This is a genomic window from Ensifer aridi (assembly GCF_002078505.1).
In the GTDB taxonomy this organism is placed as follows: domain Bacteria; phylum Pseudomonadota; class Alphaproteobacteria; order Rhizobiales; family Rhizobiaceae; genus Sinorhizobium; species Sinorhizobium aridi.
The window spans coordinates 128,892-141,953 of record NZ_LUAV01000037.1 but is presented as its reverse complement, the minus strand read 5'-3'; the positions used below and the strand labels follow the sequence as shown (position 1 = coordinate 141,953).

The following is a 13,062-nucleotide window of genomic DNA, read 5'->3' as shown; positions in this document are numbered from 1 at the left end:
AGTGCGCTATGCATGCGGGCGTGTTGATTTATACCGGCAACGCGGAGCTCTTCCTTCTCCTGGCGTATATCCTCAAGGCTGAGGGTTTTCCTGTTCGGCTCTGCGCTCACGAGAGCGAGTTGCTCGGAGGAATCCAGACCGAAGGACCGCTTGCTGTCCTGGTCGACTGCTCGAACCCGGAGGGCTTCAGCCTTTGCCGTCGCATCAACGAGGAAAGCAGCGACCGCGTGCCGGTCGCAGCGTTTACAAATGAGTCGGGAACGAATCTCAGCTATGATCCGGGTGGTGCGGGTATCGACGCCGTCATAAGCAGCCCCTACGACCCGCGACGGCTGCTCGCATTCTTGCAGGGCATTCGAGCGAAACTGTCTGACTGCCCGGGCCTCGCGGCTGAGCAAACATACAGGCATGCGGACATCGAAATGAACGTCCCGAGAGTCCGAGTTACGCGAAACGGTCACATCGTGAACCTTTCCGCGCTTCAGTTCAGATTGCTTCTGCAACTCATGAAAATGCCCGATGTCGTGCATAGTCGCGACGACCTGATCGCTGCGGGCTGGTCGCCCGAGGCAGAAGTCGAGCCGCGCACCGTCGACATCCACATCGGTCACATCAGGCGTGCGCTGAATCGATATGGGCCCGATGTTATCCGCACAGTGCGATCTGTCGGCTATTCGCTCGACGCCCTCGTTCCGACATTGGGCAACTGACCCCCCTACAAGTCGCCCGGGCACCGCCGCGGCCAAGCCGCCCGGTAATCTCGCTGTCTGCCTTTCCGTCGTCCAGACACTGCATGATGAACCGCTGCAGGAGGCGGTCCCTCAGTCGAAGAAACACCCCGAACCAGAAGCTGTAATCTGCCTTTTGGCGCGAACGAAATGTCTCCTTGCGGTTTCATACTCGTGGGCCGGACTGAGTGGCTTTGGAGTCGCCAGAGGTTCGTCGTCCAACTCGTAAAGGAACAATCCCATCCCTGCGGACATCGACGAAGAAATATCGTCCCTCTCGCAGGCCTGTGTTCACTTCGCGGCGCGAGTGGACGATAAAAAATCACCGCCGTTTCCACGCCTTGGAGCCGAAGCAAACGTCCTGTGCCTTATGCCAGTAAGCGGCAAGGTCCGTAAGCTTCCTGTTGTTGACGACGATCAACAGGTCGTAGTCTGACTTGTATCCCTTGTTCATGTGTGGCTCGTCGACCCATGTCCCTCGAGCGTAAGAGCCGAAGGGAATGATCTTCAAAATTCGGCCACGCTTCTTGGAGTCGGCCGTTCCCTCCTTGAGGGCGTCTTCGAATTCCTCATTCAAAACCTCGACGATGCGCGCGAGCTCGCGCTGCTTTCGATGCGGAAGATGGTCGAGGCTGGTCTTCATCGATTCTGGCGCGTTCTCTGAAGCCATGGAGCATGAATAGCGAACCCGGTTCGCTTAATCCAAAGAGCGCCTATCTCACGGCGATTCACCAAAATGTTGCAACAAACGAAGAAGGAAATCCCATGATTTTTAACCTGTGATCGCAGTTTCGAACAAAACCACTAAAAATTCAAGGATTACGCAGGCAGTGCGAGCGTATTATTTCCAATTTTTGTGACATCAAATCTCAAGAAGAGAGCGGCGATGAGAGAGCTTGATCGCATGAAGGTTCAGCATACAAAACCCTCGGTTCTGATTTGTTCGGGTAATGCAAACTTCTATGTGCTGCTTGCACACATCCTGGCGTCGGAAGGCTTTCAGACAACGTTGGTGAGCGAGGAAGAAATAGTGGACCAGGCCGCGACAAGGCCGGTCACGGCAATTATCCTGGATTCGGCAGAGGATTCAGAGCTCACGTTGAGAACCTGTGCCGCTATTAAGGCTGGCGACGCAACCTCGCGCATCCCGACTATCGCACTCGTTTCGTCGGGGGATGAGCGATACTATCTAGCGTTGCTGAAAGCCGGGGTTGACGAAAACTTCGTGCGCCCGGTCTCGCCGGCAAGGCTGTTGGCGTACCTTGGTTCCCTGCCGAGAAACGGGGCGAATGATAAGCCACCGACAGTTGCGCAAGGGGAAAAGGGTGCTGGCACGTTTGGCGCGCTAAGAATAGAGCCCGGGCGCCGTCTCGTTAGATATGGCGATGAAGAAGTTCAATTCGGTCCCATCGAATTCAACCTGCTGCGATGCTTGCTGGAAGCACCAGGCCGGGTGCGCAGCCGTCTGGACCTGATCGCAGCGGCTTGGCCATCAAATCGGTACGTGCAGCCGCGTACCGTGGATGTGCATATCGGTCGCTTGCGTCGGTCGCTCGAGCGTCTGACCGGCCGTAATCTTATTCGCACGGTCAGGGCCACCGGCTATGCCATCGATATTGATGAAATTTAGTGGTAGAAGTTCACAATGTTAAGTTTTTCTCCGTACGGTATATAAGTGCCATTTTGTTACGAAAGTTCAAAGATTAATTTCAAAAAACGCTGTAAAAATTTCTCAAATACTTTGTTGAGTTTGGGAAATGTCGAATTAAATCTTCCGTAATATTCAAATGAATCGGGGGATTTTCGGATGGAAGGGAAAACGCCAGGACAGGGGACCATCGCGGGTAGTGGCGCTCAAAGGAACACCGGCAGCTTGATACGCTACGCCCAAAGCCATTTCGATGCCGCGCACTTTCACGGGCTTATGGCGATATACGGGCGTCCCCTCAAGGGCCGTGTCGTGGCGCTTTCCCACGACCGCGGGCGCAAGGTCGTTGACTTCGTGCGCTGTTCTTATCTCGGCTTGGATAATCATCCGAAGATAACTGCCGGCGCGGTCGAGGCTCTGAACAAATACGGTGCGCTCCATTGGTCATGTGCAAGAACGCGGCTCAATTTCTCGATCCTCGGCGATCTGGAGGCGGCGCTATCGGACTTGTTCGCCGCGCGGGTGATCACCTATACCACCGTTCTTGCCGCCAACATGAGTGCATTGCCGCTGATCGCCTCCGGACACCTGACCGGTGGCGTGAGGCCAGTGATGGTATTCGACCGCTTGGCCCACGCGACGCTCGCCTTTCACAAGGGAACCATCGCCGCCGAAACCAGGGTCGAGACGATAGCACACAATGACATAGACGCCTTAGAGACCCTCTGCCGCAGCAATGCCTGTGTGGCTTACGTTTGTGACGGCGTCTATTCGATGGGCGGAAGTGCTGACATCGAGGAACTGCGCCGACTTCAGAAGCGATATGGTCTCTTTCTCTACATCGACGACGCCCACGGGATCTCGATTTTCGGCGAGCATGGGGAGGGCTTCGCAAGATCGCAGATCCGTGGCTACTTGGGTGAACGGACGATCATTGCCGCGTCGCTCGGAAAGGGATTTGGAGCTTCGGGTGGCATGATTATGCTCGGCACGGCGCGACAGGAAGAGCTGTTTCGCAGGTTCGCCGTAGCGCACGCCTTCTCGGCGTCGCTCAACGTCGCAGCCATCGGCGCAGCATTTGCTTCGCAGGAACTCCATCGCACGAAAGAGCTTGCCGATCTTCAGCAGGCTCTCCGAATGAGGACCGCCCTTTTTGATAGCCTCGTTCCGACCGATCAGACGGGCTCGCCCTTGCCTATCCGAACCGTGGAGATCGGCGACGAACTGACAGCCATCGGGGCAGCGAAAGCCTTGCTCGATCGCGGTTTTTACACGTCGGCCATTTTCTTTCCTACAGTTGCGAGAGGCAGGGCAGGGCTGCGCCTCTGCCCGACAGCGGGCCACTCGGAGGACGACATCCGAGGGGTGGGCGGCGCGGTCAAAGAGGTCCTTGCGGAGATAGAAGACTCTCGGCAGCACTGAGGCGCCAACGACGGGCGTACCCGGATTCAGATCACCATTGAATGAACAAGGATTCTCTATGTACGAGCATCTGTCGGAGTGCTGTGTCTTGCTGCAAAATTCAACAGGCGTTGTTCATGATGTTTCACTTCGCATCGCCGAGCTGAGCGTGTCAACCGCCGACAACGGGATGGAAAAGACCTTCCTGTTCGTTGATGGCGAGGCCACAGTGCGGGCTGTCGATAGAGGGGTGCTGATGCGGGTCGTCGCGACAGACGTCATCTCTTACTATGGCATAAGAACGGCATTGGAGGGCAGCATTTTCGAAGCGGCGGCATTGGCGCGTGAGGGATTCGCCTGGCGCCCGGCCGGTCGGTCAAATGCCGTCTGCAGCCAGAGAACTTGTTCATCCGAACAAGAATTCATGAAAGGCGAAGAACTCGCCCCTGAGCAGGGAGTAACGGGCCAGGACAGGCGGGGGCAACCGTCATGAGATTTCACCCGCCGTATCCCTGGAAATAAGAAACTCCGTGGATGTTTCGTCGGCCGCACGAATTCGGATGCGACCGGTCTGGATACAGCTCACACAAAGTGGCTCTTGCGGAGTCATCCGGGTTCATAGGCCCCTGATGGCAAGCCTCTCGGTTCTCAGCCGCGACCGCTCTGTTCAAGAAGTCTCCGGAGCGTTGCAGCGTCTTCCAGAAATACCGTTGGATCGTCATTTGCGACGAATTCAAGCATGGCAAAGCGGCGCCCGGTCCAGCGTGAAGCGGGCATGGCGCCGAGAACCCTTCGCCAATAGTCGGCCGCGGACCTCAAGGGAAAGCGGTTGCGGTCGCGGTCCCAGGCGAAAACATGGACATGGGACACATGCTCGCCGATCTCGCCGATCTCCGTCAGCGCCTCTTCAAGAGGAAGTCCGGGCCGCGGCTGCCAGTAGAGGTAGACATTCTCATGGGCGATCTCATCGATCAGGCGGCGCGCCGAGTCCGTATCATCCGTCAGAGACTGCGGGTGATATTCGAGTGACACGGTCATCCCGTGCCGTGCGGCCTCTGCGCCCATGTCGCGGATTGCTTCGGCGACCGCGCGCCTTTCACCGGTGCTATAATCCCTCGAATCGCGCTGGCGTGTTCCCGGCCAGATGCGGATGTTGGAGGCGCCGAGTGTGATTGCACTCTCCAGTGCGCGCATGAGGTCGGAGAGGTCAGACGTCGGCGGCGCCACGTAGGAACCGTAGGACGCTGACAAGCCGGCCCTTTCGCACAGCCGCGCGACGGTCCGCGCGATGGCCAGGTCACCGGGAGGAACATGCGCGTCGCCGGCCCATTCGATCGCGGCGAGACGGGCTGCCACCGCCAGGTCCACTATTTTCTCTACGCCGATCTTGCGGAAGGTAACTGTGCAGAGCCCAGGTTCGAAACCGCTCATGCCATTTTCTCCAGATCGGCCTTGCGGATCTCGAAATGCAACGGCCTGCCTTTGACGAATCGGGCGATTTCATCGATTGCCATCTCGCCGAGGCGTGTGCGCTCGAGACCGATCGCGCCGGCGATATGCGGGGTCAGGAACACGTTCGGCAGGTCGTAGAAGGGCGAATTTTCATGCGGTATTTCAGGATCGGTCACGTCGATGATGGCGTTGATCGAACCCGTCTTCAACCTGTCGATCAGCGCCGCCTCGTCGACGAGTGCACCGCGCGCCGTGTTGATCAGCGTCGCGCCATCTTTCATCAGGGACAGGCGCCGCGCGTCGATCATGTGCCGGGTCTCCGGCAGCGAGGGCGCGTGTAGCGACACGATGTCCGAGCGCGCCATCAGCGTATCGAGATCGATCTTCTCGACATGAAGTGCGGTCGCGTCCTCTTCTCCAACCAATGGATCATAGAGCAGCACCTGATGATCGAAAGGGCGAAGCAATTCGATCACCCGTCGTCCGATCCGTGAGGCGCCGATGATTCCGACTGTGCGGCGATAGTTCCCGACCGGCTGGCCCTGGAGCAGATGGGTGCGGCTGCGACCCCGGTCGGCGGCATAGAGATCGCGGAAGCGGAAAACCTGCTTGCCGGCAAAGATGATCGCGGCAAGCGTGAACTCGGCGACGGGCACAGCATTTGCCGCGGCCGCATGGCTGACCGGCACTCCGGCGTCGAAGACGCAGTCGTTGACGACGCCTTTGACGGTTCCGGCCGCGTGAACGATGAGGCGGAGATGCGGCGTCAGCGCCAGTGCTGCTCTATCGAAGAGCGGCGCGCCCCATCCGGTGACCAGGATTTCCGCTTCCGCCAGCAGCCGCTTTGCCCGTTCGTCATCGAAGGACGTCATCGGCGCTTCATCGAGTATCCGGGCGACATCGCCGAGCCGCGAGAGGAGTTCCGGCGTCAGGACATGTCGCGTTCGTTCGGGCTGCATCGCAAAGGCTACCGCGGGGCGGCTCATGGCATTCGCCCCGGCACATTCATGGCGCTCACCGTCACGCCTTGCTTTGCAAGCGCGAGCAATTCGTCGCCGTCCGGGGCGGCCGGCGGCCTTGACCAGTCGGCGGAGAGCGCGGAGGTATCGCGGACCGCAAGCACCGCGCAGCGGAGAACGGTCTCCCCGGGCGGTATAGTGGCGCGCAAATGCGGCACCAGTGTCTTCGCGACGATGAGGTTGGTGTTGGGCGGAGCCTTCTGGACCAGACCTTCGCGCGAGACCGTCGAGCCGAGATCGCGGATTCCGCTGAAATCCTCCGCGCCGATGGCATGGGCGGCTCCTTGTCCTGCTGAAAGCGTGTCGGCTTCGAAGTCGCGTCTGGCGATCGCAAAGCCGCCCTCGATCGTTTGGAGCTCTCTTGGTGTGGTGATCCGGTGCACCCGCACATGCCAAGGCGAGGAGGGAATGAGCCAGGTCTCGGCGACGACGTCCGGCCAAGGGCACCATCTGCAAAAAAGGACGTTGCCGGCAAGGTGCGCCTCCTCATTGGTCTCCCGCACCCGGTAATGAATGCCGTCGTCGCTGAAGGCGAGCATCGAATCGAAGGCGCCGCCGGCAAAGGCCCGCTCGTCGCTCTCGACGCTGAAGGCGTAACGGCTCGAATAGGCGAATTTCGCGTATTTTTCCGCTCCGAACCGCATCTGCCGGTTTTCCTGGCCGGCAGAAAGCGCCACCACGTCACCCTTGCAGGGCATCATGACCATCCCCGGATGGCGGAAGGCGATCGGCTCGCGGGACGAGGTGAGCGGTTTTTCCGGGCTCGTCCAGAACGGATGGTCTTCTGCGACCGCGAGCGGCAGGAATGCCTTGAACGCCCAATAGGGCGAGCCCGCCGAATTGTAGTTCTCGGACATCAGAAGGTTCGGATAGCCGTACCCGATCGACAGCACGCCGTCGCGGTGGGTCATCGGCTTGTCCGCCCACCATCTGAGGTGGCGCATGCACAGACCCTTGATTTCGCCCCAAGGCAGCGCCTCGAAATCGGCGAAGGCAAGCGCGGACCAGAAGCCCGCACAGGCGAAACGATAGGTGAGACTGCGGCCGAAGGGGACGGTTGCCCCGTCCTCTCCGAACCAATGACGGAAATCCTGCGCGAAGGCGAGGGCACGCTCGCGGTAGCGCTTCGCATGATCGTCGTCGACGAGGCGTGAATAGATCAGGCCGTAGAAGTGCATCGCAAAGGGAATATAGTGGTCGATGCGGCGCACATTGCCGTCGCGATACCATCCATCCGCGATGTAGAAGCCGTCGAGTTCGGCGAGATAGGCCCTGGTGAGACTGCGGTCATACTCCACGCCGAGTCGGTCGAGCGCGATGTCGACGAAAATACGGAAGAACTTCCAGTTGTTGTCCGCATAGTCGAATTGCCGGGCGTGGAGCAAATAGGCGAGAAGATTTTCGCGCGCTCGGCCGCTCAAAGGGTCCCATAGTTTTTCCGGCACCAGGGCGAGCGCGAAACCGAGCGCCGCAAGCTCTACCATGCGCTGGTCGCGGCCGTTGACGGTGCCCCAATATTCCGGGTGGTTCGGATCGGTGCCGTTGGCGATGCCGTCCGCATAGCGCTCCCAATGGGCGAAGTGGCCGCCGCCGCCGGAAAAAGGCGCAAGACCCCAGAGAGGGCGCGCGAAACCTTCGAGATCGGCGGCGGCGCGGTCGAAGTGCCCGGCGGCGGCATCAAGGCGCACCCGCGCGTTGCCCTCGGAAAAATACGGCAGCAGCGGATCGAAGAGGTCGATCAGCGCGCGCTGCATGTCGCCGCGCGTTTCAAGCGGATTGCCGCGGAGCGGATTGGCACTGGCGGGGTCGTAGGTCATGCGCGCTGTCCTTCATCGAGCGTGCCGCCGGGCACCGGAGTTATCGCGTGAGAGACGTGCCGGGCGGGTGCCGCCGGGTGGCGGAAGCGGAACTGCATCATGCCGATCGCCTCGCGGCCGACCGCGACGCGATCGACACGCATGGTGGCGAGACGCGGATTTGCCATTTCGGCGCAGGGCAGGTCGTCGAAACCGACGATGGCGAAATCCTTAGGTACGCTCAGGCCAATCTCCGTGACCGCTTCGAGCACGCCGACCGCGACGAAGTCGTTCATGCAGAAAGCCGCCGTGAAACCCGCGTCTTCGGCAAGCGCAGCGAGTGTCGCCGCATGCGCTTCAAAACTGGCATTGGACTCAAAGGGCAAGTGGATGACGCGCGCTTCGCCACCCCCGACCGAGGCGATGGCCGCTTCGAAACCGCGGATGCGTTCGAGAATCGTCTGCCGGTGCGATCCCGTCAGGTGAAGGATGCGGCGATGGCCGGCATTAACGAGCCGCCGCGTTGCCGCATAGGCGCCGAAGAAGTTCGAAGGCGAGACGCCGTCGAAGCGCATTTCGTGATCGGTGCCATTGACGAGGATCACCGGCGTCCGGCTTTCCTCGAGCCACCCGCAGAGCGCATCGCCGGGATCGATGCCCACCAGGAAGAGACCCTCCGCCCCGAGGGACTCCATGTGCTCGCGAACGATCTCCGGCGTTGCCTTGGCCTCGCGGACAAGCCGGATGTCGAACGGCATCGCCTGCTGGGCCGCCTCGGAACGCAGGCCCTCGACAATGCCTTCGTAAAAGACGCTCAAGCCGCCGGTGACACCGTTGGTCGCAATCAGCGCCAGCGTTTGAGGCGCGCTTTTGGCGGGGACTTTCACCCGATAGCCGAGGTCTTCGGCGACCTTGAGGATCTGCCGCCGGACATCTTCGCTGATACCGGGCTCGTTCGCGAGAACGCGGGAGACGGTGGAAACCGAAACCCCGGCGCGGGCGGCGATGTCGGCTTGGCGGAACCGTTTGGGAGATGCTTCTGTCATGCCGCAAACATTACGCAAAGAACGCAAATTTGCAAGATGAAAACAAATTCTTGCACATTTCTGCTTTTTGCATAATTCTTTTGCCGAAACTTGATCCCGCGGGGCGCTGGAGGAGAGCGCGAGGCGGGCAGCGACAGGGAGGAACGGCATGCTCATCAATCGACGCACTTTCATGCTCGGCACGGCGGGCGCCGCCGCAGGTATTGCGCTTAGCCCCGCAGGCTCACGACAAGCCTTTGCTGCCGAGAGCGTGCAGTTGCGCGCGATGTGGTGGGGCTCCAACGATCGCTCGAAGCGGACATTGAGTGTTGCCCGGCTCTTCCAGGAGAAAAACCCGGATATTGCGATCGTCGGTGAGAGCCTGAGCGGGGAGGGGTACTGGACCAAGCTTGCGACGCAGATGGCCGGTCGCGCCATCGCCGACATTTTCCAGCTCGAGCCCAACACGATTTCCGATTACTCGAAGCGCGGAGCTTGCCTCGCGCTCGATCCTTTCACTAATTCAGTGCTCGATGTGAACGCTTTCGGCCAGGATATGCTGAAGCTGACAACCGTCGACGGCAAGCTTTGGGGAGTCGGGCTCGGCCTGAACTCCTTCGCGATGTTCTACGACGCTGATGCCTTCGCCAAGGCAGGCGTCACCCCTCCGGGGCTCGACACCACGTGGTCGGAATACGCGGATATCGCTATCGAGATGGCCAAGGCCACCGGCAAGGGCGGCGGGCCGTATGCGGCACGCTACGCCTATGTCTTCGATGCCTGGCTCAGGCAACGCGGCAGCAGTCTCTTCAACGAAAACGGCCTCGGCTTCGGCGTCGAAGAGGCCAAGGAGTGGTATGCCTACTGGGAGGATTTGCGCAAGCGCGGCGGCACCGTTGCGGCTGATGTCCAGACGCTCGACCAGAACACGATCGACACGAACTGCCTGGCGCTCGGCTATTCGGCGATCGGCATGGCCTATTCCAACCAACTGATCGGCTATCAGCTTATCATGAAGAGCAAACTTGCCATCGGCATGCTGCCCAGAGCCGAGAAGGGCGGCCCCTCCGGTCACTATTATCGCCCGGCCCTGATCTGGAGCATCGGCGCCACCTCAGAGCACGGCGAGGAAGCCGCCAGGTTCATCAGTTTTTTCGTCAACGACGTCGAAGCCGGCAAGATCCTCGGCGTCGAGCGCGGCGTGCCGATGTCACCGACCGTCCGCGAGGCAATACTGCCGCAGCTCAATCCCACGGAAGCGGAAACCGTTAAATACATCAACGCGCTCAAGGACCAGGTCGGCAGCTATCCGGCGCCGGCCCCGCTCGGAGCGACCGAGTTCGACCATCGCGTGTTCCGCCCGATTGCGGACGAGCTTGCCTTCGAACGCACATCGGTCGCGGATGCGGCGGAACGACTGGTCAGCGAAGGAAAGGCCACCATCCGCACGGGCTGACCGGGAGAGTTGGCGACGCCCGGAATATCAGACGCGGGATGCGGGAGGCTTTTCCTCATCCCGCTCTGACCGAGGACGTGCGACCGAGGCGCTTGTCGAGTTCTTCCAGGCGTCGGCGAATCCGAGATTGGCAGGCTGGAGCGCATGAATGGCGGATTAGTCCGGAACCGAAATGCCCCGGGCGATCAGGAGCCCGATGCCGCGAGCTCGGGCGAGATCTCGGCAAGTTGGTCTGCCGGTCGGGTCAGCGGCGCGGCGGATCTCTCGATGGCGCAGGCCTTGAGGTTTCCAGTGAAGAGAATGCCGGCGAGGGGTAGCACCGGCTCGGCCGGGAACGTCTCGTGCCGGATGCTGTCCCTCGGCACATGCAGTTTGTGTTCGGCGGAGACTGTCCCGCCCGACAGGACCAGCGCACGAGTCTGCTGCATGTCGAGGAGCGTCGGCCCGTACAGGAACTCGAAACTGAGCATTGAGACCAGGAACTTGTAGGTGCCGTCGCGGACGCCGCCCTTAAGCATCGCAGCGCGATGCATGTCCTCGCCCATCCGGACATCGAGCGGCGGGATGCGCGGCTCGCAGACATAGTTCAGCGCGAGCAGCATCCCCTTCTCGACCTCGAAACGCAGCCGGTCGCGCCCGAGATCGACTGCCGCGATCGAAAAGCGCCTGTTGCTGTATTCGACCACCGGCTGGCCGAGCCGCTTGGCGAGCCAGGCGCCGTCGAGGGCTCGGGCGCCGGCGAAATGCTCGGGGTCAATCGCTGGCGGCAGCGCCGCGGGCCGCAGCGGCGCGGCGAGCGCGAGTTCGAGTTCGTCGGCGATCAGGTTCGCGACCATGGTCGTCGCCACCGGACGGGCATAATGGCCCTGGTCGGAATAGAAGCTGGGATGGCCGACCACCTCGCGTCCGAGCTTCTGCATCAGAAGCCGAGAGACGTCGACGCAAATCGTCCCGTACCATTGCGAGATGTAGGTGATGCCGGCATCAATCGAGGGCACGGAGGTGAGGAACGAGCCGTTGCGGGACCCGAAGACGAGCGTGGCTATGCGCAGCTTCGGATTGCGCTCGCGGGCGAAGCGGATGATTCCCTCGTAGAAGCGGGCCCAGTGCCGGAACGGGCGGCGCTCATCGCCATAGACGAAGGCATCGTTGAGCGCATATTCGATCAGCAGCAGATCGCAATCGGCGAGTTCCTGCTCTCGGGTCTTGAGCTGGTAAAGGCCGAAGGCGCTGGTCGTGCCGCCCACCGCCAGATCCGCGACGATGTCGAGCTCGACGCCGCGCCGCGCCATGGTGGAAAGCAGCGAGGGCAAGTAGCCGGGCTGCATGACGGTGTTGGAACCGCCGATGATCAGGGTCTTCAGCTTCATGGCGTCACCGCCGCACGACCGGCCGGCGAAAGCTCGCGACAGCGCCAGACTCCATAGGTGGTTGCCTCCCAATTGACGGCGACGAGAACGTAGGGCGACGATCCGTCGCAATGGATCACCTCCGGGTCCCCGTCGGAATAGATGAGCATTTTAGAAACTCCGAGAAACGATGGGGCCGCAATCGGCGTGGATTTCGACTGCATTCAGCCATCACGGATGCGATCGGGCGGGCCCTTTATGGCGTTCCCGCCCGTGGCATTGTTCAGGCCACGGCGCGCTGCGCGGCGGAGAGGGTCTCGATCTCCAGGCCAACGTGGGGCGCGAGATCGCTTCGGGCGATTGCCATGTGCAGATTTGCGCTGACGAAGCCTGCAGGCGTGCCGCAGTCGAAGGTGCGGCCGCAAAACTCGAACGGGCGGACCTCCTGGGTCGACATCAGCGCGATCATGGAATCGGTAAGCTGGATTTCACCACCGGCGCCGGGCGCCTGGCGCTCGAGCAAGTCGAAGGTGTCAGGATGGAGGATATAGCGCCCGGAGATGAAGAGATTGCTGGGGGCCGTTCCCGGAGCTGGTTTTTCGACGAGACCTGTGACAACCGGGCCATCGGCCCTGCGATCGAGCGAAACGATGCCAAATTTGTGCGCGTTCTCGGGCGCGCACCGCTCCACGGCGATGACATTGCCGCCATGGCGTTGATAGAGCGACATCATGGATTTGAGGCAGGGTTCCTCGGAGACCATCAGCATGTCGGGTAGCAGGACGGCGAAGGGTTCGTCGCCGACGATGTGCCGCGCGGTCCACACTGCGTGGCCGAGGCCGCGCGCCTGCTGTTGGCGCACGAAGGAAATGGTGCCTGCACGAGGGGTGTTTTCGACGATCCTGTCGGCCAGCGGATGCTTGCCGGCGTTGCGCAAGCTGACATCGAGCTCGAACGCATGATCGAAATGGTCCTCGATCGCACCCTTCATGCGTCCGGTGACGATGATCACGTGTTCGATGCCCGAGGCGAAGGCCTCCTCCACGATATAGTCGAGCACCGGTCTGTCGACGATCGTCAGCAGTTCCTTCGGGACGCTTTTTGTAGCGGGAAGCATGCGCGTGCCGAGGCCGGCGGCGGGAATGATGGCTTTGCGGATTCTCTTTTGCATGGTGGCTATCTCCGATT

General features: G+C 61.0%; 12 protein-coding genes and 1 pseudogene. 5 read left to right on the top strand and 8 right to left on the bottom strand.

The features are described from left to right. Window positions 1-8: 8 nt before the first annotated feature. A complete protein-coding gene (locus AYK65_RS28505; protein ID WP_081162627.1) occupies window positions 9-710 on the top strand; it encodes a response regulator transcription factor in 702 nt (233 codons plus the stop codon). Between the two features lie 165 nt (window positions 711-875). Here the strand turns inward: AYK65_RS28505 and AYK65_RS28500 are convergent. Continuing rightward, window positions 876-1,371: pseudogene (locus AYK65_RS28500) on the bottom strand (nucleotidyltransferase domain-containing protein); the annotation flags it as partial. Between the two features lie 243 nt (window positions 1,372-1,614). Here AYK65_RS28500 and AYK65_RS28495 point away from each other — a divergent pair. The 3 genes from AYK65_RS28495 (at window position 1,615) to rctB (ending at window position 4,270) form a co-directional block, all read left to right on the top strand. Beyond that, window positions 1,615-2,358 (top strand): winged helix-turn-helix transcriptional regulator, encoded by a 744-nt coding sequence (locus tag AYK65_RS28495; RefSeq protein WP_081162624.1) that lies wholly within the window; start codon window positions 1,615-1,617, stop codon window positions 2,356-2,358. 177 nt (window positions 2,359-2,535) lie between these two features. After that, entirely contained in the window at window positions 2,536-3,798 is a 1,263-nt protein-coding gene (locus AYK65_RS28490) for an 8-amino-7-oxononanoate synthase family protein (RefSeq protein WP_046116795.1), read from the top strand. Between the two features lie 58 nt (window positions 3,799-3,856). Then, on the top strand, window positions 3,857-4,270 hold the full coding sequence (rctB, locus tag AYK65_RS28485) for an SMa0974 family conjugal transfer regulator (RefSeq protein WP_244560138.1): 414 nt from the start codon (window positions 3,857-3,859) through the stop codon (window positions 4,268-4,270). A 155-nt stretch (window positions 4,271-4,425) separates the two neighbouring features. On the opposite strand, the gene AYK65_RS28480 is transcribed toward rctB, so the two are convergent. The 4 genes from AYK65_RS28480 to AYK65_RS28465 are packed head-to-tail and all read right to left on the bottom strand — an operon-like array spanning window position 4,426 to window position 9,090. Then, a complete protein-coding gene (locus AYK65_RS28480; protein ID WP_081162621.1) occupies window positions 4,426-5,208 on the bottom strand; it encodes a sugar phosphate isomerase/epimerase family protein in 783 nt (260 codons plus the stop codon). Continuing rightward, window positions 5,205-6,215 (bottom strand): hydroxyacid dehydrogenase, encoded by a 1,011-nt coding sequence (locus AYK65_RS28475; protein ID WP_081162618.1) that lies wholly within the window; start codon window positions 6,213-6,215, stop codon window positions 5,205-5,207. Before AYK65_RS28475 ends, AYK65_RS28480 begins: the two co-directional genes overlap by 4 nt. Further along, entirely contained in the window at window positions 6,212-8,065 is a 1,854-nt protein-coding gene (locus tag AYK65_RS28470; protein WP_081162615.1) for a DUF2264 domain-containing protein, read from the bottom strand. The genes AYK65_RS28475 and AYK65_RS28470 overlap by 4 nt, the downstream gene beginning before the upstream one ends. Next, window positions 8,062-9,090, bottom strand: a complete 1,029-nt coding sequence (locus AYK65_RS28465; RefSeq protein WP_046116791.1) for a LacI family DNA-binding transcriptional regulator — start codon at window positions 9,088-9,090, stop codon at window positions 8,062-8,064. The genes AYK65_RS28470 and AYK65_RS28465 overlap by 4 nt, the downstream gene beginning before the upstream one ends. A 148-nt stretch (window positions 9,091-9,238) precedes the next feature. Between AYK65_RS28465 and AYK65_RS28460 the strand changes: the two genes are divergently transcribed. Further along, window positions 9,239-10,525, top strand: a complete 1,287-nt coding sequence (locus AYK65_RS28460; protein ID WP_081162612.1) for an ABC transporter substrate-binding protein — start codon at window positions 9,239-9,241, stop codon at window positions 10,523-10,525. Window positions 10,526-10,710: 185 nt separating this feature from the next. Here the strand turns inward: AYK65_RS28460 and AYK65_RS28455 are convergent, their stop codons facing one another. The 3 genes from AYK65_RS28455 to AYK65_RS28450 all read right to left on the bottom strand — a co-directional run bounded on the left by AYK65_RS28455 (window position 10,711) and on the right by AYK65_RS28450 (window position 13,045). After that, window positions 10,711-11,895 carry an SGNH/GDSL hydrolase family protein gene (locus AYK65_RS28455; RefSeq protein ID WP_244560137.1) on the bottom strand — a complete coding sequence of 395 codons (1,185 nt, stop codon included), beginning with the start codon at window positions 11,893-11,895 and terminating at the stop codon, window positions 10,711-10,713. After that, window positions 11,892-12,044 (bottom strand): hypothetical protein, encoded by a 153-nt coding sequence (locus AYK65_RS32650; RefSeq protein ID WP_172402079.1) that lies wholly within the window; start codon window positions 12,042-12,044, stop codon window positions 11,892-11,894. The genes AYK65_RS28455 and AYK65_RS32650 overlap by 4 nt, the downstream gene beginning before the upstream one ends. A gap of 113 nt (window positions 12,045-12,157) precedes the next feature. Further along, window positions 12,158-13,045 carry a UTP--glucose-1-phosphate uridylyltransferase gene (locus tag AYK65_RS28450; RefSeq protein ID WP_081162609.1) on the bottom strand — a complete coding sequence of 296 codons (888 nt, stop codon included), beginning with the start codon at window positions 13,043-13,045 and terminating at the stop codon, window positions 12,158-12,160. Between the last annotated feature and the right edge of the window lie 17 nt (window positions 13,046-13,062).